Consider the following 22,090-nt stretch of genomic DNA (forward strand, 5'->3'; position numbering starts at 1 on the left):
GAGTGATTGGTAGTAAAAGTTTTAGAGAAATTAATGAGTTCTTATATGTGTAATTTATTAGCTCCTTAATAGATGAGAGTATTTGAGAAGTTAACGTATCTAAGAACCCCATTCCTTGAGGTGTGGGAGTATCAGACAAATCCTTTCATGATGGGGTCATTTTCACTCTTATGAGTTATATAATCAAGTAATATCTATTATATAATAAGTATATCATAAAGAATTGGAGGGATATACATTGAAAATTCAATTAATTCGTCATGCCACCTTAATAGTATCAGTAAATAATAAAAGAATACTTGTAGACCCTGTATTAAGTGAAGCAGGCTCTATGGATCCTATTGAAAATGTGCCAAACCAAAACTATAATCCATTAGTTTCATTGCCTATAGATATTGATAACATTACTAATTGTGATGCGATAATTGTTACACATACTCATAGAGATCACTTCGACGAGGCAGCAGCAAAATTACTTTCTAAAAAGATCCCTGTATTTTGCCAACCTGAGGATGAAATAAAATTACAATCCTATGGATTTATTGAGGTGCATCCTATTAATACCACTTTTATTTGGAACGATATTATTTTTAATCGTACAAATGGAAAGCATGGACATGATGAACTTGCTATAAAAATGGCACCAGTATCAGGGTTTGTTATGACCTGCTGTGGAGAACCTACCGTTTATATAGCAGGAGATACAGTTTGGTGTAAAGAAGTTGAAGATTCAATAAATAGATTCAAGCCTGAAATTGTTGTTTGTAATTGTGGTGGTGCACAATTTGATCATGGAGAGCCTATTACTATGACAACTCAAGATATATATGCATTATGTCTTAGATATTCAAGTCTAAAGGTTGTTGCTGTACACATGGAAGCATGGAACCATTGCAGACTATCAAGAAAAGATTTAATTAATTATATTAATATTAATATCAATAATATTAATACTAATGTTCTTATACCTCAAAATGGAGAAGAATTAAGCTTTGTATTTTAAATAATATTTTAAAGGATTATAGAAATATCTGTAGAATAATTATTCAAATATGTTATGTAGTGCTGGTATTTTATAATGGGATTAAAATTAAATTTATAGTAGTATTATAACTATAATATATTTAATGGTAGATTTGCTATTGTAGAAAGCATGGGGAATACAATGGAAAGAGTAATAAAGTAATATACACTTAAAAATGGAGGTATAAGCAGTTTGGAATTTAATAATAGGGCAACGAAATTTCAAGAAATGGTTAGAGATCAATCAAATGATGAATTAGGGTTATTTGAAAAGTATGATGAGATTTTATTTGACATAAGAAGTAGGATAATTAAATATAAGGCTGTAAGTGTGATTGACATAGGCTGTGGAACAGGCAATTTATGCGGTGAGTTAAGTGAAGTAATGGATATAACAGGAATCGACCGAAGCATGGAAATGATCTTATTTGCTAAAAATAAATATGATAAGATGAAATTTAAATTAGGGAATTTTCTAGATGAGCCTTTTAGAAAAAACGATGTTGATGTTGTTGTAACAACATATGCTTTCCATAGCCTAAATGATAATGAAAAGAAAGAAGCAATTAAGTGTATGTTAGGGTATTTAAAAAATGATGGTAAAATTATTATTGTGGATTTTATGTTTGCCGATGATAATGAAAGAAAAAAATGCATAAAGAACCTATATAGTAAAGGTAGAGAAGATTTATCCAGTGTAATTGAAAATAAATACTATACTAATATAAAAGAATTAGAAAAATTTATTAGAGTTTTAGGTTGTAAGATTCATAGTGAGCATATAGTAAATTTTACATGGATAGTAGAAATTGAAAATAAAGGTTTATTTTAAAATTATTGACTTTATAAGACAAATAGTCTCTTCAAATCTTTCTTATATATCATAGTAAAAAAACCCATATCATTTGATATGGGTTTCGATATTAAACGTATATTGATATTATGAATGTAGCACAACGTCAATCGATGTTAGTTACTACATACGCAGCCTGCCGGCTAAAAGATTTTTTTGTGGTGATTATTGGAGTTTATTATCTTTTTATCTGTCATCGTTTTTAGATATATATTATGGAACTACATAATAGTATGACTTTTTCTATTCTATTCTTTTTAGAGTACTTTCAACAGGAGTTACATATATAGTTTTATTTGTTGTGTAAATAACCATTCCAGGTTTTGCTCCTGAAGGTTTCTTTACATTTCTAACCTGTGTATAATCCACCGGAACACTAGAAGAATTTTGGGACTTGCTATAAAATGCTGATAAGTTTCCTGCTTCAAGTAGAGTATTTGCTGGGATGTCACCAATGTTTTTAATAATAACATGAGAACCAGGTATATCCTTCGTGTGGAGCCACATATCATTTTTATTGGCAAACTTTAAAGTTAAAAGATCATTTTGAATATTATTCCGACCAACATAAATATCAATTCCATCACTTGACATAAAGTGCCTTGGTTTAGTTGGTTTTACTTTTTTAGTTTTACCGTGTTTTTTTATTTTAATATACTCGGTTTCTATTAGTTCATTTTTAATATCTTCTATTCCACTGTAGTTATCTACATTTAATATATTAGTAAGCACGGAATGAAGATATTTTAATTCGTTTTCTGTAAGATCCATTTGAATTAAGGCCATTTCCTCGCCTATTTTAAATTTATTATATTTTTTGTAATAGTATTGGACATTTTGTGATGGAGTTTTATGTTCGTCAAGTTTGATTTTAATATACTCACCATTTTCGCTGTAATAATTCACAAGGTTTGCAAATTTATCGCCCTTTTTAAGTGAGTATATATTTGCAGTTAGGAGTTCGCCGTGTAATTTATAAGTACCTTTAGTAGAACAATCTTTCAAAGTTGCGTTAAGTATTCTCATTTTTTTATCACAACGACTAATGTTGGTATTAACTATTTTTTGCAGGTTAGAACTTTTAGCGTTTAACCTATCATGTTTATCTTTACGGAAATAAAAAGTCTCTATAAGTTTAGAGGGTGAATCATATTGTTCTATCTCACAATCTTTTAGTGATGTAAGCTCAACAGAGTGAAAATCTTTAAGGACACCTTTTTTAGCATAGGCTGCTAAAAATTTATTTTCATGCATGTTTTTAAAAAGGTCTGTTGTGAAATCATATATGTTTTTAGCGTTTTCTAAGTTGAAATCTGCATTCTTAGTAAGGTATCTATACACAAGTTCGGAGGAAAGGTTTGAGCTTACGCCTGTGAAAGTACCTGTGAAAAATTTCTCAGTAAATTGTATATCCTTTGTAGTTATATACTTATAGAATTCATCATATTCAAAATTAAAAGCATCTAATTTAGTGGAAGCTGGTGGATAGATGTATTCAACGCCGGTATATAAAACACGAAAACTGTTGACATCTGCGCCAACATGTTTAATGCTATCCATAATTATATTATCTCGCGTACGAACGAGGCTTATATTACTATGTCTACCCATTATTTCAATTATTAATGAGTACATACTATCAAAACCTAATTCATCACTGCTCTTAAAGTCAATAACTAGTAACCTATCCGAATTTAGTTGTCTAACATCTAAGACAGTGGCGGTATTTAAATATTTTCTTAGAACCATGCAAAAGATAGGGGCTTGTTTTGGGTTTTCTAGGTTAAAGTCTGTAAAGTGAATTCTAGGATAATTAGCGCCTGAACTTATTAGCAACTTATGTATTTTTCTGTTTTTCTTGAAACTTAGTATGATTTGATCTTTCTCTGGTTGGGTTACTTTGTCAACTCTACAATCTATGATTACATCTTTTATTTCCTCAATGAGGCTAGATAAAAAAATTCCATCCAATGCCATATATATCATCCTTTCAGTTTGTTTTATCATTACAAATTTTATTTATGCTTTGTAAATAATACATTATATTATATACTGTTATATATAATATATTATCTTTTAGATAATCTTTATGTATTCAGCGGAATATGAGATATATTACTAATAATAGTATACCATTAAAGAAAATTAATGAAAAGTACCGGTATACGAATGTAAAAAGGAGGAGTTATATGGAAATTATAAATTTTACTAAAATGCAGGGAACAGGAAATGATTTTATTGTTATTGAAGATTTAGAGGAAAAATATAATGATCTAGGGGTACTTGCTAAAAAACTTTGTGATCGGCATTACGGAATAGGTGCTGATGGAATTTTAGTGGTTAGAAAAAGTACTATAGCGGATATTCAGATGATAATTATGAATGCTGATGGTTCTTATGCGTCTATGTGTGGAAACGGTATTAGGTGCTTCGCTAAATATATATTTGAGAAAAAATACGTATTAGGTGAGAACATAAAAATTGAGACTGGTGATGGAGTAAAGCTTGCAAGTATTTGTGTTAAAGAGAGAGAGTTCAAAGGTGTTACTATAAATATGGGGAAATATAATTTTAATCCTATAAGCATTCCAGCTTTATCATCTATAGAAATAATAAATAAGAAGTTAGATACTAATAATAAGGACTATTATATTACGTCATTACTTATGGGGGTTCCACATACTATTGTTTTCGGAAAACTTGAAGATTATGAAGTTTGCGAGGGGAAATTTATTGAGAATAACTGTCTATTTCCGCAGAAAACAAATGTAAACTTTTGTGAAGTAGTGGACAAAAATAGGATAAGAGTTAAGACTTGGGAAAGGGGTGCAGGACCTACGCTTGCGTGTGGTACTGGTAGTTGTGCGGCAGTGGTAGCAGCCAATAGACTGGGATATACAGAGGGGAAAGTCGAAGTGCAAGTTCCAGGTGGAATACTTAATATAGAAATTGTTAAAGGTGAGGTTTTAATGGAAGGCCCCGCAGAAACTGTTTTTAAAGGACAATTTTTAATAAGTTAATTTATATGCAACTGTCTATGTAATAATAGTACAGTTGTTTTTTTATGAAAAATATTTCTGAATAAGTGAATAAAATTTCCAAAATTGACAATGATTACAAATAGAATGGCATTTATAAATTTTACGTATCAGGAGAGGTAAAATACTATGAAAAAAAATTTGCTCCAAATATTATTAGATGAAAAACTTATTACCAAAAGGCAATACAATGAAGTAAAGGAAATTTCACTTTTAAACAGGTGCAGCGAAGAGCAAATTATTATGAATGACACAAAAATAGACCTAAAGAAAGTTGTTTCGATAATAGAGATTAATTTTGGAATATCTTATATCGATTTAAATTCTACATGTATAAAGGATGAAGTCTTTAATTTAATATCAAAGGAGGTCGCTACTAGGTACAGTTTAATACCATTTTATGATAATAACAATGAGGTATATGTTGCCTTTTCAAATCCATTCGAAATAACAGTTATTGATGAACTAAGATTTATAACAAATAAAAAGATTAAGGTTTTTTTCGATCTGACTAGTCATATAGCAGAAGCCATTGAGAGCTGTTATGCAAAACAAATTGTAGATGTTGCAGTTGAAGAAATGAAAAAAGAATATATTATAGAAAGCAAACAAAATAATGAAGAGAAGTCTTCTACATTCGGGGCTCAGAATGCACCGGTTATAAGGATAACGAATTCTTTGTTAAAGAGGGCCATAAATGTAGAGGCTAGTGATATTCATCTAGAGCCTTTTAAGGATTTTGCTTTAATTCGCATGAGAGTAGACGGCATATTAAATGAAATAAATAAAATTCCGAAAAATGTATATAAATCATTATGTACAAGATTAAAGATAATGGCGAATATGGATATAGCTACAAAATTAACTCCACTAGATGGGAAGATGACAGAAAATATAGATGGTATAGATTATGACTTTAGGGTATCCTCATTGCCTACAATGTATGGTGAGAAGCTAGTTATAAGGGTTTTATACAAAGTAGAAAGATTTATTAATTTGGACTCATTAGGTTTTAGTAAGGAGAAGGTTCTTCTTTTAAAAAGTGTATTAAAACTTTCTCATGGAATGATAATAGTAGCAGGACCTACAGGAAGTGGAAAATCAACAACATTATATGCATTACTAAATGAAATTAATAGTAAAACTAAGAATATAGTTACAATAGAGGATCCAATAGAATATAATATGCCTGGAATTAATCAAGTAAACGTAAACAACAAGGCGGGCCTAACTTTTTCAATAGGGCTTAGGAGCATTTTAAGGCAGGATCCTGACTTGATAATGATTGGGGAGATAAGAGACGAGGAGACAGCGAAAATAGCTGTTAGGGCTTCAATAACTGGACATCTAGTACTGTCGACACTTCATACAAATGGCGCGATGGCGACCATATCAAGGTTAATAGACATGGGTATTCCATCATATTTAGTTGCGGATTCATTAGTTGTAGTATTAGCTCAGAGGTTAGTAAGAAAGCTATGTCCTTATTGTAAGGCGGAATATAAAGTTATGAATGAGGAATTTGAACATTTAGGATTTAAGAGAGGCGAGAAAACATATAGTGCAGTAGGATGCAATAATTGTTATGAAACTGGATATAAAGGGAGAACTGTAATATATGAATTGCTAGAGATGGATAGTAATCATAGATCGATTATAGTAAGAAGTGGAATAAGCGATGAGCTTTGGAAATATTGCAATGAAAATAAGTCCAGTTCACTTAAGGATAGTTGTAAAACTTTAGTGCTTAATGGGATAACATCAATAGAAGAATTTTTAAGTGCTACTTACAGCTATAATTTTAAATAAGGTATTTCTAAACAAATTAAAAGTGACGGGTAATAGGTGAATATAACATGAGATATAAATACGTGGCTAAAACATCAAATGGAGTTTTAATAAAGGGAAGTGCGCAAAGTGATAGTATTGAAGAATTAGCTTTAAGATTACGCGAAAAAAAAGTATATTTAATGAAAATTAGAAGTGTAAAAATTACAGGTGAAATTTCGAGTAAACCTAGTTTGAAAACAATATCAATGTTTTGCAAACAATTTTCTTTATGTATTAAAGCTGGTATTTCAATATGTGATATTCTTAATTTGCTTAATGAGCAAATGACGCATAAGTCCATAAAAAAGAGTTTAATTACTATTTGCGAAAATGTACAAAAAGGTAATTCACTCCATGAAAGTATGAAAAAAACTATAAATGTATATCCGAGATTTATGATAAATATGATTTATTTGGGTGAGGAGAGCGGTAGACTCGATATAATTTTAGAAGAATTAGCTGAGTACTATGAAAAAGAGTATAAATTGTTAAAAAGATTTACTAACTCCATGATTTATCCATTTATGGTATTCATAACATTAATGATTGTATCCATGTTTTTGATGATAAAGGTAATTCCAGTATTTATTACAAATCTTAATTCTCTTGATGCAGAAATCCCACTAATAACACAAATAGTTCTAGGAACAAGTAGTTTTCTTCAGCAGAATTTATTATTGATTTTACTTGCAATTTCAAGTGTAGGTTTTATTTTATTAGAATATTTTAAGAACGAAAGAGGAAAGATTTTTTTTGGTAAATTTCTATTTATGTGCCCAATATTAGGACCAGTGTATAGGAGAATTATATACACAAGGTTTTCTAGAGGACTTAATATACTACTAAGTAGTGGAGTTGGGTTAATTAGAGCATTTGAAATAATCAATGATGTTATAGGTGATAGGTATTTTAAGCTAAAACTTAAAATAGTTTTTAATGGTATAGAAAAAGGGGAAGATTTATCAAGCTCAATAAATGCAATGAATCTATTTCCACAATTTTTTGTTGCTATGATAAAAATTGGTGAGGAAACTGGCACTTTAGATGGAATGTTTTTAACTGCTGCAGATATCTTTTATGAGGATGCTCAGGAGAATGTAGATAAGGCGACCGTATTATTAGAACCAATTTTAATAATAATTTTGGGGCTTATGATTGGAATAATCATATTAGCAGCTATGCTACCTATGCTAAATGTTATGGACTCTGCAGGTAAGTTGTAATGATATTATGTTTGCAGTTTTGTGGAGATAATTTAGGTGAACATGCGAGAAAAATTTATGCGTAGAGGATTCACATTAATTGAGATGATTTTAGTATTGTCTATTATGGGTATAATTGGTGGAACTAGCGTTGTGTCTGTTAGATATTATAATACAATAAAAAACAAAGTGGATGCAGATTATTCTTGCAACGCTATAGTAAGCTTTATTAATAATTCTAAAATGTATTGCAGAGAGAATTCTTGCAGTGGAATTATAACTTTTGATGTACTAAGGAATGAAATAAAGTTACACGATGGTACGACAGAGATTAACAAATTATCATTATCTAATAAAATAAAATTATATGAGGTTATAGGGAGGAGAAGTGATAATGATATTGTAAGTGACGATAAGGGTTATAGTAATGATTCATGCACAATAATTTTAAGAGATAACAATTCAATAGAACATAGAATAACAATGAGAGTAGGTACAGCATATGTCAAAATCATTAAGTAAAGATGGATTTACATTAATTGAGGTATTATGCAGCCTTGGTGTATTTTCCATCATTTTCATTTGTATGATGTCATTTGATAAAGCTTCCATTAACATGAAAAAAGATATTAAAAATATAAATAACGATGTGCTAATAATGGAAGCTATAAAAAACAATATTATATATTCAATGACATTCAAGGAATTAGAACAGTTAGAAATAAGTAAAAATTTATTTGTGAATAAAGAAAACATGAATTTTGATAAAATTAAAACTAATGTTATAGAGGTATTTTCGGATTATACGTCCACTCAGAATTCATATATAGAGTTAAGTTTAATAAAAGATGAATTAAATGTTTATAAATTGAACCTTTTGTTACATTCTGGGAAAACAAACAAGAGAGAAGAGCTACAGTGCAATTTCTATAAAGGTTGTCATGAATGATTAAAAAAGGATTTACACTTGTAGAAATAATAATTGTTATGGCTTTGGTATTTTTAATGCTTGGAGTAGTAGATGCTATGTTTATCTCTTATGTAAAAACTTACAAAAGTAGTGTAGTACAAAATAATGGTTTTAATTATTTAAGTGAAGCAATAGCCATAATAGAAAAAGAGGTGAATTATCTGGCAAGAGATGTAATAACTGAAGAAAATGTTATCAAAATTAGTAACACAAATGGAAATGATATAAAGTATATAAAATGTATAAATGCTAATATATATGTTTTATATGGCACAATGTATAAATTGCCTAATAATAATTCTAGTAAGGCTTTAATTGTAGATAATGTGAAAGACTTTGTTGCTATAAAATCTGGGAAAAATATTTATATTAAAATAATTTGGTACAATGGCCAAAGTATTGAGAGGTGTTTGGTTATAGAAAATGCAAACTAAAAAAGGATTTATATTAATTTATACAATTTTAGTAGGACTTGTTTGCTTAACTATTATGACGTATATATTTGATGTCCAATTGTCAGAGGTGAAGTATTCAACAAGTAATAAAAAACATGTGTTAAAAGATGACAATTATCAAAGGGACAAAGAGTATTTAATGACTTTATTTTTTAAGTACATAGATGCAAATAAAGTACAAATAAAGCAGGCGGGAATAAATAAGTTTTTGTTCGATTCTTTAAGTAATACTGTAAAGTATGGGGGTGCTAATGTTAGCCATACTGTATCAACAAATGAATTCATTTTTATAACGTCTAATGTAAAAAATGAAAAAAGATATGATTATTTTAACTTAGAGGATAGTGGTGAAAAGTTTAAGTTGATATTTATAAGGACTGAATATCATAATAAATAAGGGAGGGAAAAATGAAGTTCAGAAAAAATATATTTTTAGAAATTACACAGCAGAAAATTTCAAGTATAGAATTTTCTAAACATTTGATTTTTAATAAGTTATATAATATTTCTAATAAAAATACATATTATAAGGATGATTCCAATGCAAAAAAGTTTCAAATTGATATAAAAAATAAGAATTTATACGTTTTGATTGAAGGTGAAACAGTATACATAAGACTTGTAACATTGCCAATAGTTAGAAAATATTTAATAAATGATATGATTAAAAATGAATTAAGGTATTATTATAAGGATATAAATCAGATCTCATTCACCTATAAGTTAATTAAAGAGGATAAAACCAATATGGAGATATTAGTTTTTTGCTTAAAGGGAAATAATCTAGATATGTTAGAAGATAGTATTAATAATGTTACTTTCAAAAAAGTAAACCTAATTCAATTTTGTTTTAAAAACTTTTATGCAAACAAAATCCATGTAAAAAACTATATAATGGTATTTTATTATAACAGTAATTTATATTATTTAATATGCAACAATAATGAGATTGTAGCTAACAATAGTGTAAATCTTAAGGAAGTCGCCTTATCAAAATTTTCGAAATCAATGAATGAATTTTTAGAACAATATAATGATTATGCAAAATCCTGCGAAAAAATATATTATTCAAATATATCACAATTAGATATTGAATCAGATATTAAAAAATTCGAATATTTACAATTGCCGCATCAAACACTAGACGAGTTAAAGAGAGAAGAATTGTTGAAATATATAATATTAAAGGGGTAGATAATTCTGAAAAAAAATGCATTTATTCCTAATTGGTATATTGATAAAAAGAATAAAACAAAAATGAAGATAATAAAAATGGGTATTATGCTATTTTTCATATTAGATATCATTTTGCTAGGGCTTATATTAAATATCGCGAATAAAACAGGAAATATAGAGGTTGAAAGCATTAGTAATCAAAAGAACAGTGGTATTAAGCTTAGAACAAAACAGGATACAATTATTATTGAGAAATATAACAAACTAAATAATTTTTTAAAGGAAAATGGTTTGAATTACAAGGATATTAAAATAATTGATAATAGCTTTGAAATGAATATAGAAGTCAAAAATTATGAAGAATATATTAAAGTAATAAGTTGCATAGAGAATAAATACCACGTGAAAAAATTAACCCCCAATATTAAAGAGAAAGACAAATTTACCTTTAATATTAAATGTGAGGTATAAGATGTATAAAAATCGACAGTCTGAATGTATGTTAGTTATACTTATGATGATAATGGCTGTTTTATCTTTTGAATTTATAATTGTTAAAAATAAACTTATAACATATAAAGGTAATAAAGCAATTAGTAGTATTACTGCTAAAAACGTCAAAAGCGTTGAGAAATTTGGATATAGTGATATTTTAGAATGTTTAAGCAAAAATAAAGACTTTAAGGTAGAATCCATTAATATGATGGAAAATGAAAAATGTAATGTTGAAGTTAATTACAAAGGGGATTTAAATTTATTATATAGTTCATTAGTTAAGTTAACTGAAAGCAAAAATTTATTAAATGTAAGTAAAATTATTATTAACAAAGATACTAAAATTACAAATATAGAGATTGATTTTAAAAAGAATAAGTGATTAATTGAAATATTTGCTCTGATTTTAGGGAGAGGATATTTTAATTAATGATTTTTATTAAAATATATACACTTTAAATGGTATACTTATAAAAAAGACATAAAATTATTCAAATAATATATATTTATATTTGCAAATATCCTTAAGTTTTGATAAAATAACATTGTTCCACTGTAATGTTTATATTTAGTGGAGTGCAAACGTAATGATTGGTATTAATTTACCTAATAAGGTTATAATATAAATGGGTTAATTGAATTATTTATAAATTTTGGAGGGATACTTAATGATTTCAGCAGGCGATATAAGAAAAGGAACAACATTTGATGAAGGTGGACAAGTTTACACAGTTATAGATTTTTTACATGTAAAACCGGGTAAGGGAGCTGCATTTGTTAGAACTAAGTTAAGAAACGTTATAAACTCAGGGGTTACAGAAAAAACATTTAATCCTACTACAAAATTGCAAGAGGCAGTTATAGAAAGAAAAGAAATGCAATATTTATATGCAGCTGACGGACTATACTACTTCATGGATCAAGAAACTTTTGAACAAATACCACTTAACTACGAAAAAGTTGAAGATGCAATAAAATACTTAAAAGAAAATATGTTTGCTATAATAAAATTTTATAAGGATGAGGCTTTCTCAGTGGAGGCTCCAAACTTTGTAGAATTACTTATAACTAGTACTGAACCAGGTGTTAAAGGTAATACATCTTCTAGTGTAACAAAACCAGCTACTGTAGAAACAGGAGCAATCATTCAAGTTCCAATGTTCGTCAATGAAGGTGAAACTATAAGAATAGATACTAGAAATGGAGATTACATGCTAAGAGTTTAAATTTCTATTTAAAAAGAGCCGATCGGTTCTTTTTTTTTGTTCTTTTTTTGTTAACGAATACATATATTATGGGAATGGATCCGAATTTAAATAATATGTTTTAATTTATATGGAATATTATGCAAGGCAAAGAAATACAAATTATATATGGGAGGATGAGAAAATGTTAATTACAAAAGATTTATTCGAAATACTACCTAAAACTATTAGAAATATTCTTGAGAAAGTTGATAATTTGCAACAACTTGAAGAGATTAGAGTAAAAGTGAACAAGCCTCTGTTTATTCACATTGGCAGTAAAGAAAAAGTCTGGGAATATATTGCAACGCCAGATGATTTAAAATACATAATGCAGAGGATAAGCAATTACTCCATATATGCCTTTGAAGACGAGATACGGCAAGGGTATATAACTATAAAAGGCGGACACAGAGTTGGATTATGTGGGATTTGTGTTATTGAAAATAATAGCATTAAGACCATTAAAGACATTTCGTCTATAAATATAAGAGCATGTAAAGAAATTATTGGATGTGCGGACAAAGTTATGCCATATATTATTAATAATAATTCAGTATACAATACAATAATTATATCGCCTCCTAAATGTGGAAAAACAACTCTAATTAGAGATATTTCGAGGCAGATATCACAGGGATATAAAGATATGAGTTTTAGAGGAAAGAACGTCTCTATAATTGATGAGCGGTCCGAGATAGCTGGTTCTTTTAAGGGAATACCGCAAATGGACGTTGGAGTGCGTACTGATGTACTAGATAATTGTCCTAAGAGTCAAGGAATTATGATGGCGATTAGAAGTATGTCACCTGATGTGATAGTTTGTGATGAAATTGGTACTAAAAATGATATGGAAAGTATTTTAATGGCGTTAAATTCTGGAATTAGTTTAATTACAACTATTCATGGTTTTGGAATTGAAGATTTGTATAAAAGATTAGTTTTCAAGGATATTGTTGATAATTACGTATTTACGAGAGGGATAGTGCTTAGTAATAAAAAAGGAATTGGAACAGTAGAACGTATTTATGATTTTACTAAGGGCATAGATGTATGGAGGTCGTAATATGATTAAAATAGTTGGGTGTCTTGTAATCTTAGTTGCGTCAACTATGGCTGGATTTATATACAGCGAAAGGTTAAAATATAGGGTTTTTCAATTAAATGAAATTCAAAGAGCTGTTTATCAACTTCAAAATGAGATAACTTATGTACATGCTCTTTTGCCAGATGCTTTTAAAAGTATAGCAGGGAAAACTAAAGAACCGATAAATGAACTATTTAATAAAACAAGTGAATTGTTAACTAACAACGAATACGAGAACGTATATGAAGCTATGAATAGTGCAATAAACCTAACAAAAGATAAATTATATATAAATTCTGATGATATAAATGTTATTTTGGATTTATCAAAAACACTTGGAGAATCTGATATTCAAGGTCAAAACAGTATGTTTCTGCTTACTATAGCAAATTTAAAAAAACAAATTACAATATCTGAAGAATATATGAATAAGAATATAAAAATGTATAGATGTTTAGGGTTTTCTTTTGGGGCAATGATTGTAATAGTACTAATATAGGGAGGAGGTTTTTATGTGTTAGATGTTAGTTTACTGTTTAAAATAGGGGCAATAGGTATTCTCATTATTATTATTGATAAGATTTTAAAAAGTGGAGGCAAGGATGATATCGCTGTAGTTGCGAATTTAGCTGGAGTAATAATAATTCTTATGATGGTGATAAATTTAGTAAACAAACTGTTTACTTCTGTAAAAACTTTGTTTCAGTTTTAGGATGAACAGATAAAAATAAAAAACTTTTATTCACTCGCAGAGGCAATCGAGGAGGGTGTTATGGAAATAATCAAAGTTGTTGCATTCGCTTTCATAGCATTATTTATTGTGCTTATATTCAAAGGTAGAAGAGATGATTTAGCTATTCAAGTTAGTATAGCAGCGGGAATATTGATATTTTTATTTATGGTAAACAAACTTACAATAATTCTGGGGTTTTTACAAACATTAGCAAATAAAGCTAATATTGATGTCGTCTATTTAAATACTGTTTTTAAAATACTGGGGATTGCCTATTTAGCTTCTTTTTGTAGTGAGATTTGCAGGGATGCTGGTCAGAGTAACATAGCAGGTAAAGTTGAATTTGCTGGAAAAATATTTATATTAGTTTTGGCAATACCAATTTTGATGGCAGTAATGCAATCTATTTTGAAAATAATGTAGAGGTGTAGGATGAGAAAATGTAAAACGAAGAAACGAAATATGAAGAGAATTAATATGAAAAAGATTTTACTGATTTTATTATTTTTATTATCGCTGAACATTAGTGTACAAGCTACTCAGATAGGTAAGATAGGGGAAAAACAGCAAACTGAAATAAATAATTTATATGACTACATTTCTAATGTTAAATCTCAATATGAAATATTTAACGATATGCAGCCACAAACTTTTGTAGAGCAATTTATAAAAACTGGTGATAATGGTTTAAGTTTTAATAAAACATCAACTTTCATTATTAGATACACGTTTAAAGAGGTTATTGCATGCATGGAATTAATTGGGAGCCTTATGATTATTGCTATTATTTGTGCGATGCTAAATAATCTTCAAAGTGCCTTTAACAGAGATAGTTTATCCAATATTGCTTACCTTGCGTGTTATGGTGTAATGATTTTAATGATAACTAAAAGTTTTTATGTAGTAGCAGAGCTTGCTAAAAATACGATTGTTAGTATGTCTAATTTTATGTCAGCACTTATTCCAGTACTCATGATGCTCTTAGCAAGCGTTGGTGGATTTGCAGAAGCAACGCTGCTCGATCCTGTGATTATGGGTTTTGCAACGGTAAGTTCTAGGATATATGTAGATATTATTATTCCTATAATATTTATGAGCTTTGTAATGCAGTTTGTGAGCAGTATATCTAGCGATTACAAAATAAAAAATCTAACAAAACTTTTAAAACAAACTGCTATTTGGATACAAGGAATAGTTATGACAGTGTTTATTGCGGTAATTACAATACGAAGCATTGCAGCAAAAACGTTAGATCAAGTTACTATAAAAACAGCAAAATTTGCGGTAGATACATTTGTACCTGTAGTTGGAAAATGTTTATCAGATGCAATTTCTACAGTAGCTGGATACTCACTTCTTTTAAAGAGTGCTATAAGTGGGCTTGGGTTAATTGTTCTTATGGTAATAGTAATATTCCCTATTATAAAACTTCTGATTATGGCTTTTTTATATAAAGCGGCAGCTGCACTAATTGAACCGATAAGCGATAATCGCACAGTAGAGTGTATAAATTCAGTAGGGGATTCTATTCTTCTTTTAATGTCTTGTGTAATATCGGTAAGTGTAATGTTTTTTATAATGGTTGCGATAGTAGCGGCTACTGGAAAAGGTATAATATCAGGATGATAATTGCCATATATACGTATATTTATATAGTAAATTTGATTCTAATCATAAAGGAGGTGGTGGTAATTTGATTGAACTATTGAAAGTCTGGGTAACAAATATTACTATAGCTATATTTTTTATTACTGCGGTAGAGATGATTTTGCCAGACAATAACATGAAAAAATATGCGAAATTTGTATTGGGTTTAATGTTGATTGTTGTAATAATAAACCCTATAATAAAAATCTTTGATAAGAACTTTGATTTGAATTCTTATTCTAATAAAGCAACAAGTTACATTGAGGGAAGTACTCAGCCTTCAGACATGAAGAAATATAAAGATATTAATATAGTAAATACAACGGAAAATTTTAAAAAAAATTTACAGAAAGAGTGTATTACAAATTTAGAGCAGACCTATCCAGAAAATAAATACAATGCTGATGTCGATGTTGTTTATGATAGTAAAAATGGAGTTTTCAATATTAATAGGGTGAAAATTGAAGTTGTTGATAGCGGAGTTCAAAGTATTAAAAGTATAAAAATTGATACACAAAGTGTGGATGCTTCTAATGAAAATGTTTTAACAAACACTCAAGGGAAACAGATAAAGAAGTTTTTAAGTAATAAACTTAAAATATCTGATGATGTTATAACTGTTTATAAAGTAAATTCTTAAAACACATGATTATTAATTGATATATAAATAAGAAAAGAGGGGGATTTCTATGAACAATGATAATTTACTTAGTAAATTTACTGAGTTTATTAAAACAAAGATTAATATTGGTAATGAAAGTAGCAAAAATGACAAAAGCAAAAAGTCTGATAAACTATTAGGAAATATAGTATTACTGATTTTGGTGGCAGTTGTAATAGTATTAGCAAGCAGTTCATTTAAGTCATCAAAGCCAACTTCAACTGCACAGACTGCAATAGATACCGAAACACAGAAAAATGCGACTGCGAAGGTAACCAATACGGCTGCAGTAAATGATTATGAAGCACAACTAGAAAGTAAACTTAAATTAACCCTTGAAGGGATGGAAGGGGTTGGAAAGGTACAAGTGATGATCTACTTTGAGAGTGGAGAGGAAAGTGTCCCTGCAGTAAATGTTAATGATTCTAAAAGCGTTACAAAAGAAGATGATAAAGCCGGTGGAACAAGAAATATAACTCAAGATAATAATGGGAGCACTGTAGTTATGGAGAATAATGGGAGTGCGAATGAACCGTTAATTGTAAAAAAAATTAAGCCAATTATTACTGGCGTATGTGTAGTAGCAGAAGGATCAGGTGTGAAAATTACAGAACTTAGGATTAGACAGGCAGTGATTAATTTATTTAATTTGCCTGAGAACAAAGTTAATGTATATCCTATGAATAAGTAGCATATAATTTCTTAGAAAGGCAGATGGGGGGAAATATTATGAATAAAAAACAGTCAGGTATAATTGTTACGTTGGTAGTTCTTATTGTGTTTGCAGGGTATCTTGCAACGAAGGTAAATGGTCCATTGTATGTAAATGACAGTGATTTTAGTAATGAGAAAAGTGCAATATCTTTAAAAGACACTAAAACTGCTTCAACTGCTTCAACTTATTTTGTAGAAGCAAAATTATCAAGAAATCAAGACAATGACAAAACTCTTCAAACTATTAAAACTTTAATTGATGATACTAATACTCCAAAAGATCAAAAGGCAACTGCAGCTAAGCAATACTTAAACATATCGATGGCAGCTCAGAACCAATCAGACATCGAACTAGCATTAAAAGCCCAAGGGTTTGAAGAATCAATGTGCAGTATAGTTAATGACAAAGTACAAGTAGTAATTAAAACTGATAAAAAACAACTTACAGATGAGCAGCTTCGAAGCATTAAAGATATTGTCATGAGTAAAACAAAACTAGAAAAAATTGAAGTTAAGATTAAACAATAATATTTGTAAAAGAAATATTTATCTGCTATAATAAATGTAGCATTATCATGTTTTACCTAAGTTAAATAAGGGGGTATTACTATGGAAGATAAAATTTTAAATGAAACTGAAATGGGTGTTGTTAAAATATCTGAGGATGTAGTTAGTGTCATAGCGGGACTCGCTGTTGCTGAAATACAGGGAATTGTTGGAATGAGTGCAAGTCTTGTTGGTGGAATAACTCAAATATTAAGTGGAAAGAAAAATTTATCTAAAGGCGTTAAAGTCAATGTTGGAGAAAATAGTGCAATAATTGATTTACACGTTGTAGTTGAATATGGTATTAAAATTCCAGAAGTAACTGAAAAAGCACAAATAAATGTTAAAAAATCCGTAGAGCTTATGACAGGACTGGTAGTATCAGCAGTAAATGTGTATGTTCAAAATGTTGTATTACCTAAAACAGAAAAGCTTGAGGAAATAGAAGCATAGTAATAAACACCCTCTCTAATCGGAGGGTGTTTATTTATATGTTTGTTATTCTTATGATAAGGTATAATATAGTATGGAAAAATTAGGAGGATTACTAATGAATAGAAGAAAGTCAAGAGAAACAGCAATGAAATTACTTTTTGAAATGTCAATAAACAAAGAAAAATATGAGGATATAATTGAGAATTTTAAAGAGAACACCGATGTTGATTTAAATGACCTTGATATGTCATATATCACGAAGGTATTAGCTGGTATTCAAGAAAATGGTAAAGATATTGATAAAAACATTGAAAAATATTTAATTAAATGGAAACTTGCTAGGTTATCAAAAATGAATTTGGCTATATTAAGAATAAGTACATATGAAATATTATATGAGGAAGAAATACCTAATAGGGTTTCTGTAAATGAGGGAATAGAACTAGCGAAGAAATATGGTGAGGATAGTTCTCCAGCATTTATAAATGGAATACTCGCGAAGATGATTTAAAATATTATATATTAATTAATAAGATAACTAGTCAGTATACTAGCCTACATTGCGACTTACTTAGCCATTGGAACATCTGATAGTAATTAACTATTAGGTGCTAAATTGGTTTTGTAATGCAAGATCTGAGGGGGTATATCTGATTAGTTTTTTATTTTTAGAAAAAACAATTAAAATTATGTTAAAATATTCTGGTACTAGTTAATATTATAAAATGTATAAAAGGAGAGAAGAATATGGGAATTAGAGTTAATGGTAAAATAATAGTTGAAACCTACAGAGATGAAATTAAAAACATCATAAAGGATGGGGTTGATAAGGGGCTTAGAGTGCCATCAATTAAAACTATATTAGTAGGCTCTGATGGAGGTTCTTTATCATATGTGAAAAGTCAAAATAACTTGTGCAATAAATTAGGGATCTCTTATACTTGTACTCAATTAGAGAAAGATATAAGTCAAAAGGATATCATAGATATTATAGAAAAATTCAATGAAGATACAAGCGTAGATGGAATAATAATTCAATTACCCTTACCTAAAAACCTAGATGAGAAAGAAATCACTTCTAAAATTTCATATAAAAAGGATATTGATGGATTAACAGATGTAAATATGGGTAGATTTTATAAGGGAGATAAAAGCTTTATTCCTTGTACTGCATTAGGGGTTATTGAAATGATTAAAAATACGGGATGTCATATTAAAGGCAAACATGCAGTTGTTATTGGTAGAAGTAATATTGTTGGAAAACCGGTAGCTCAATTGTTATTAAATGAAGATGCAACCGTAACCATATGTCATTCAAAAACAACGAATCTAAAAGAAGTTTGTAAAACGGCAGATATAATAGTTGCGGCTATTGGTAAACCAGGCTTTGTGACAAGTGAATTTATTAAGGAAGGAGCAATTGTTATAGATGTTGGAACTACAATGATAGATAATAAAATTACTGGAGATGTAAATTTTTATGATGTTATTAATCATGCAAGTTTTGTTACCCCAGTGCCAGGTGGAACGGGACTAATGACTACAACGATGCTTATAAAAAATGCTTGCGCTTCGTGGAGGGATAATGTTTATTAAAGTAATAACAGTAACTGCCCTTAATGGGTATATTAAAAAAGTAATAGATAGTGATTTTATATTAAATAATGCTAATGTTAAAGGAGAATTATCTAATGTAAAACTACATAGTAGTGGACATATATACTTCTCATTAAAAGATGAATTTGGAAAAGTAAATTGTGTAATGTTTAAATCGCAGGCTCAAAAGCTTGTTATTATACCTAAGGATGGTATGAATGTTATAATTAGAGGGCGAGTTTCGGTTTATGAAAAGGGTGGGGCATATCAAGTTTATTGTGATTCTATGGAGACGGATGGAGAAGGGCAATTGTTTTTAGCTTTTCAAAATTTAAAGGAGAAGTTACAGAAATTAGGATTATTTGATGAAGAACACAAAAAAATTATACCCTCATTTCCTAGGAGAATAGGTATAGTTACATCACAAACAGGTGCTGCTGTTAAAGATATTATTAATGTTGCAACAAGGCGTAATGCTAATGTTAATATGTTAATATATCCAGCTCTTGTTCAAGGAGTAAGTGCTAGTGCTGAAATTGAACAAGGTATAAAATATTTCAACAACTCAAAAAATGTTGATTTAATTATTATTGCAAGAGGGGGAGGCTCAATCGAGGAATTATGGGCATTTAATGAAGAAAATTTAGCTTATGCAATATATAATTCTAAGATTCCTATAATTACAGGTATTGGTCATGAAACAGATTTTACTATAGCAGATTTTGTTTGTGACCATAGAGCTCCAACTCCATCCTCAGCTGCAGAGATAGCAGTGAGAAATTTAAAAGATTTAAATAATGAAATTAAATCACTTAGAGAACTTTTGTTAAGAGTTGTGGAATTTAAATTTACTAAAGAATATAATAAAATTAATTTACTAAGTAAAACTTTGAAAGTAAATAATCCCTTGAATTTTATAGTTAACCAATATACGCATATAGATAACTTAAGAGAAAATTTAAATTATAAATTTAATGCGAAAATTTCAATGGAAAAGCAGAAACTTTCAAAGTTAAATGCTTTAATGAACGCACATAACCCTTTAAATGTATTAAGCAGGGGGTATGCAGTGCTTCAAACCCATGAAAATGAGGTTATTAGTGAAATTAGTATTTTAAGAAATATTAAAGATGTAAAGATTACATTAAAGGATGGCACTGCTAGATTTAATATAAGCAATTTGGAGGAGTTATAATGGCAAAGAAAAAAGAATCTTATGAAACCATGATGGAAAGGCTTGAAAAAATTGTAGAAGTGATGGATTCAAATGAAGTAACACTCGAAGGAACAATGGTAAATTATGAGGAAGGTGTCAAGTTATGCAACGATTTGTATAAAATTCTCAATGACACAGAAGGTAAAATAAAAATATTAACTGATGAGGGCGAAAAAGATTTTACGCCTCATGAGGAATAGATAAAGAATTAAGATCATAAGGCGACTTAATAATTATAATGGAAAGAAGGAGTAAAATGAATATACAATTGCTTAGAGAGTCTGTTGAAAAATGGATAGACGATTATTTTAAAGGTAAGTCTGAAAAGAATAGTAAAAACTTTGAGGCAATGAGTTACAGTATAAAAGTTGGAGGGAAAAGAGTTAGACCAATTTTAATGCTTCTTACATATGGCATGTATAAGGAAGATTATAGGAATATATTACCTTTTGCTGCAGCCCTTGAAATGATTCATACATACTCTCTTATTCATGATGATTTACCTTGCATGGATAATGATGATTTACGTCGTGGAAAACCTACAAATCATAAAGTTTTTGGAGAAGCGATTGCGGTCCTCGCAGGGGATGGGTTATTAAATGAGGCTATGGTAATAATGCTAGATCAATGTTTAGATGGGAATTTAAATACAGTTAAGGCAAGTAATCTTATAGCAAAAGCTTCTGGGGCAGAGGGCATGATAGCTGGGCAAATTTGTGATATTTTAAGTGAAGGAATGAAAATATCAGAAGAAAAATTATTGTATATGCATAAAAACAAAACGGGGGAACTAATTAAAGCGGCGGTAGTATGTGGTGCAACCCTTGGAAATGCTGATGAGACTGATTTGTGTTATTTAAAAGAGTATGGTGATAAATTAGGCTTAGCATTCCAAATAAAAGATGATATATTAGATGTAATTGGTGATGTTGCTATTTTAGGAAAGAATACAAAAAGCGATGAATTTAATAATAAAACTACTTTTATAACAATGTATGGTTTAGAAAAATGTAAGCAAAAGTGTAATGATTTAACCCAGGAGTGTTTTAAGATATTAAAACAAATTAAGGTGAATACTAAATATTTAGAAGAAATTACGGAATCTTTATTGAGAAGGGAATATTAAAAATAAAACAACTATTTTTAATTATTAATTATATTTTAGATGT

General features: G+C 29.1%; 28 protein-coding genes. 27 read left to right on the top strand and 1 reads right to left on the bottom strand.

From position 1 onward, the window contains the following. Window positions 1-238 precede the first annotated feature (238 nt). Entirely contained in the window at window positions 239-1,003 is a 765-nt protein-coding gene (locus KPL44_RS05250; protein WP_216247869.1) for an MBL fold metallo-hydrolase, read from the top strand. Window positions 1,004-1,216: 213 nt separating this feature from the next. After that, on the top strand, window positions 1,217-1,855 hold the full coding sequence (locus KPL44_RS05255; protein ID WP_253201636.1) for a class I SAM-dependent methyltransferase: 639 nt from the start codon (window positions 1,217-1,219) through the stop codon (window positions 1,853-1,855). Between the two features lie 264 nt (window positions 1,856-2,119). Here the strand turns inward: KPL44_RS05255 and KPL44_RS05260 are convergent, their stop codons facing one another. Beyond that, entirely contained in the window at window positions 2,120-3,853 is a 1,734-nt protein-coding gene (locus KPL44_RS05260; protein ID WP_216247870.1) for an Rqc2 family fibronectin-binding protein, read from the bottom strand. Window positions 3,854-4,074: 221 nt separating this feature from the next. Between KPL44_RS05260 and dapF the strand changes: the two genes are divergently transcribed. The 25 genes from dapF (at window position 4,075) to KPL44_RS05385 (ending at window position 22,047) form a co-directional block, all read left to right on the top strand. After that, the gene (gene dapF / locus KPL44_RS05265) at window positions 4,075-4,896 is read left to right on the top strand and encodes a diaminopimelate epimerase (protein WP_216248138.1); all 822 of its coding nucleotides are present in this window, start codon (window positions 4,075-4,077) and stop codon (window positions 4,894-4,896) included. A gap of 147 nt (window positions 4,897-5,043) precedes the next feature. Further along, the gene (locus KPL44_RS05270) at window positions 5,044-6,723 is read left to right on the top strand and encodes a GspE/PulE family protein (RefSeq protein ID WP_216247871.1); all 1,680 of its coding nucleotides are present in this window, start codon (window positions 5,044-5,046) and stop codon (window positions 6,721-6,723) included. Between the two features lie 47 nt (window positions 6,724-6,770). Further along, window positions 6,771-7,967: a type II secretion system F family protein gene (locus tag KPL44_RS05275; RefSeq protein WP_216247872.1), complete on the top strand. Its 1,197-nt coding sequence runs from the start codon at window positions 6,771-6,773 to the stop codon at window positions 7,965-7,967. 42 nt (window positions 7,968-8,009) lie between these two features. Next, window positions 8,010-8,468: a type II secretion system protein gene (locus tag KPL44_RS05280; RefSeq protein ID WP_253201645.1), complete on the top strand. Its 459-nt coding sequence runs from the start codon at window positions 8,010-8,012 to the stop codon at window positions 8,466-8,468. Then, window positions 8,449-8,895 (top strand): type II secretion system protein, encoded by a 447-nt coding sequence (locus tag KPL44_RS05285; RefSeq protein WP_216247874.1) that lies wholly within the window; start codon window positions 8,449-8,451, stop codon window positions 8,893-8,895. Before KPL44_RS05280 ends, KPL44_RS05285 begins: the two co-directional genes overlap by 20 nt. Beyond that, window positions 8,892-9,350, top strand: coding sequence for a PilW family protein (locus KPL44_RS05290; RefSeq protein WP_216247875.1), 459 nt, complete (start codon window positions 8,892-8,894; stop codon window positions 9,348-9,350). Before KPL44_RS05285 ends, KPL44_RS05290 begins: the two co-directional genes overlap by 4 nt. After that, complete coding sequence (locus KPL44_RS05295) at window positions 9,340-9,768, top strand: hypothetical protein (RefSeq protein ID WP_216247876.1); 429 nt, start codon at window positions 9,340-9,342, stop codon at window positions 9,766-9,768. Before KPL44_RS05290 ends, KPL44_RS05295 begins: the two co-directional genes overlap by 11 nt. A gap of 11 nt (window positions 9,769-9,779) precedes the next feature. Next, entirely contained in the window at window positions 9,780-10,565 is a 786-nt protein-coding gene (locus KPL44_RS05300) for a hypothetical protein (protein ID WP_216247877.1), read from the top strand. A 63-nt stretch (window positions 10,566-10,628) separates the two neighbouring features. Next, window positions 10,629-11,018: a hypothetical protein gene (locus KPL44_RS05305; protein ID WP_216247878.1), complete on the top strand. Its 390-nt coding sequence runs from the start codon at window positions 10,629-10,631 to the stop codon at window positions 11,016-11,018. A 1-nt stretch (window position 11,019) separates the two neighbouring features. Beyond that, window positions 11,020-11,424 (top strand): hypothetical protein, encoded by a 405-nt coding sequence (locus KPL44_RS05310; protein WP_216247879.1) that lies wholly within the window; start codon window positions 11,020-11,022, stop codon window positions 11,422-11,424. A 286-nt stretch (window positions 11,425-11,710) separates the two neighbouring features. Continuing rightward, window positions 11,711-12,268 carry an elongation factor P gene (gene efp, locus KPL44_RS05315; protein ID WP_216122479.1) on the top strand — a complete coding sequence of 186 codons (558 nt, stop codon included), beginning with the start codon at window positions 11,711-11,713 and terminating at the stop codon, window positions 12,266-12,268. Window positions 12,269-12,431: 163 nt separating this feature from the next. Then, the gene (spoIIIAA, locus tag KPL44_RS05320) at window positions 12,432-13,352 is read left to right on the top strand and encodes a stage III sporulation protein AA (RefSeq protein ID WP_216247880.1); all 921 of its coding nucleotides are present in this window, start codon (window positions 12,432-12,434) and stop codon (window positions 13,350-13,352) included. 1 nt (window position 13,353) lies between these two features. Further along, on the top strand, window positions 13,354-13,872 hold the full coding sequence (gene spoIIIAB, locus KPL44_RS05325) for a stage III sporulation protein SpoIIIAB (protein ID WP_216247881.1): 519 nt from the start codon (window positions 13,354-13,356) through the stop codon (window positions 13,870-13,872). Window positions 13,873-13,887: 15 nt separating this feature from the next. After that, entirely contained in the window at window positions 13,888-14,085 is a 198-nt protein-coding gene (gene spoIIIAC, locus KPL44_RS05330) for a stage III sporulation protein AC (RefSeq protein ID WP_071613313.1), read from the top strand. 60 nt (window positions 14,086-14,145) lie between these two features. Then, window positions 14,146-14,529, top strand: coding sequence for a stage III sporulation protein AD (gene spoIIIAD / locus KPL44_RS05335; RefSeq protein ID WP_216104780.1), 384 nt, complete (start codon window positions 14,146-14,148; stop codon window positions 14,527-14,529). A 39-nt stretch (window positions 14,530-14,568) separates the two neighbouring features. Beyond that, window positions 14,569-15,732 (top strand): stage III sporulation protein AE, encoded by a 1,164-nt coding sequence (spoIIIAE, locus tag KPL44_RS05340; RefSeq protein WP_216248139.1) that lies wholly within the window; start codon window positions 14,569-14,571, stop codon window positions 15,730-15,732. A 67-nt stretch (window positions 15,733-15,799) separates the two neighbouring features. Continuing rightward, window positions 15,800-16,393: a stage III sporulation protein AF gene (spoIIIAF, locus tag KPL44_RS05345; RefSeq protein WP_216247882.1), complete on the top strand. Its 594-nt coding sequence runs from the start codon at window positions 15,800-15,802 to the stop codon at window positions 16,391-16,393. Between the two features lie 100 nt (window positions 16,394-16,493). Next, entirely contained in the window at window positions 16,494-17,105 is a 612-nt protein-coding gene (spoIIIAG, locus tag KPL44_RS05350; protein WP_216248140.1) for a stage III sporulation protein AG, read from the top strand. Between the two features lie 38 nt (window positions 17,106-17,143). Continuing rightward, complete coding sequence (locus tag KPL44_RS05355; protein WP_216122488.1) at window positions 17,144-17,656, top strand: SpoIIIAH-like family protein; 513 nt, start codon at window positions 17,144-17,146, stop codon at window positions 17,654-17,656. An 81-nt stretch (window positions 17,657-17,737) separates the two neighbouring features. After that, window positions 17,738-18,127, top strand: coding sequence for an Asp23/Gls24 family envelope stress response protein (locus KPL44_RS05360; protein WP_071613307.1), 390 nt, complete (start codon window positions 17,738-17,740; stop codon window positions 18,125-18,127). A 97-nt stretch (window positions 18,128-18,224) separates the two neighbouring features. Further along, window positions 18,225-18,620, top strand: a complete 396-nt coding sequence (gene nusB, locus KPL44_RS05365; protein ID WP_216247883.1) for a transcription antitermination factor NusB — start codon at window positions 18,225-18,227, stop codon at window positions 18,618-18,620. 236 nt (window positions 18,621-18,856) lie between these two features. Further along, on the top strand, window positions 18,857-19,705 hold the full coding sequence (locus KPL44_RS05370) for a bifunctional 5,10-methylenetetrahydrofolate dehydrogenase/5,10-methenyltetrahydrofolate cyclohydrolase (protein WP_216247884.1): 849 nt from the start codon (window positions 18,857-18,859) through the stop codon (window positions 19,703-19,705). After that, window positions 19,695-20,900, top strand: coding sequence for an exodeoxyribonuclease VII large subunit (xseA, locus tag KPL44_RS05375; protein WP_216247885.1), 1,206 nt, complete (start codon window positions 19,695-19,697; stop codon window positions 20,898-20,900). The genes KPL44_RS05370 and xseA overlap by 11 nt, the downstream gene beginning before the upstream one ends. After that, entirely contained in the window at window positions 20,900-21,121 is a 222-nt protein-coding gene (locus KPL44_RS05380) for an exodeoxyribonuclease VII small subunit (RefSeq protein ID WP_216104761.1), read from the top strand. The genes xseA and KPL44_RS05380 overlap by 1 nt, the downstream gene beginning before the upstream one ends. Window positions 21,122-21,177: 56 nt before the next feature. After that, complete coding sequence (locus KPL44_RS05385) at window positions 21,178-22,047, top strand: polyprenyl synthetase family protein (RefSeq protein WP_216247886.1); 870 nt, start codon at window positions 21,178-21,180, stop codon at window positions 22,045-22,047. Window positions 22,048-22,090: the final 43 nt, after the last annotated feature.

The sequence above is a fragment of the Clostridium sp. DSM 17811 genome (genome assembly GCF_018861905.1).
Taxonomy (GTDB): Bacteria; Bacillota; Clostridia; order Clostridiales; family Clostridiaceae; genus Clostridium_AD; species Clostridium_AD frigoriphilum.